At 83.6% G+C, this 949-nt stretch carries 1 pseudogene; it reads left to right on the top strand.

Annotation, left to right across the window (positions count from 1 at the left end):
- A pseudogene (locus tag LCE31_RS24240) lies at positions 1-949 on the top strand (ribonuclease E/G); the annotation flags it as partial.

Here is a 949-nt window from a genome sequence, read left to right as displayed (position 1 = left end):
GTGTCGCAGGAGGCGGAGCCCGAGCCCGCGCCGCGTGCGCGCCGCCGTGCCACCCGTAAGACCGCGGCGCCCGAGCCCGAGCAGGCGCCCGCCGTGGCGGAGGCCACTGAGGCCGTCGCCGTGTCGCAGGAGGCGGAGCCCGAGCCCGCGCCGCGTGCCCGTCGTCGCGCCACCCGCAAGGCCACCGCGCCCGAGGCGTCGGCACCCGCCGCCGAGACCGCGCCCGAGGAGACACCCGCCGTGGCGGAGGCCACTGAGGCCGTCGCGGTGTCGCAGGAGGCGGAGCCCGAGTCCGCGCCGCGAGCCCGCCGCCGTGCCACCCGGAGGACCGCGGCGCCCGAGCCCGAGCAGGCGCCCGCCGTGGCGGAGGCCGCTGAGGCCGTCGCGGTGTCGCAGGAGGCAGAGCCCGAGTCCGCGCCGCGTGCCCGCCGTCGCGCCACCCGCAAGGCGACCGCACCGGAGACCGCGCCGCAGGCCGCGCCCGAGGAGGCCGCCCCGGCCGCGGAGGCCGCCGAGGAGCGCCCCGCGCGCTCGCGCTCCCGCCGCCGGGTCGCGGAGACCGAGACAGGCGCGGTGGTCGAGCAGACCCCGGCGCCGACGCGGGGCAGCCGCAGGACGGCGCGTCCGAGCGTCGCCGTCTTCCAGGCACCCGTCTTCACCGAGCCGATGTTCCAGACCCCGGAGACCGCTGCCGCCGCCGCTGCCGCGGGTAACGTGCGGGCCGTCGACGCGGACGAGGACGAAGAGGAGACGGAGGCCACGGGCGCCGCCGAGCAGGCCGCCCCCGCCGCCGAGGAGCAGGGCCCCGGCCGCCGCAGGCGCCGCCGCCGCGGCGCGGCCCCCGCGCAGGCGCCCGCCGCGCCGGGCCGGCCGGCCGCCGCGGGGGGGGGCCCCCCCGCCGCGGGGGGGGGGCCCCCCCGCGCGGGGGGCGCCGGCGGCGCGGCCGGCG

It is taken from the genome of Streptomyces sp. 8L, assembly GCF_020176795.1.
In the GTDB taxonomy this organism is placed as follows: domain Bacteria; phylum Actinomycetota; class Actinomycetes; order Streptomycetales; family Streptomycetaceae; genus Streptomyces.
This window is presented reverse-complemented; position numbering and strand designations above follow the sequence as displayed.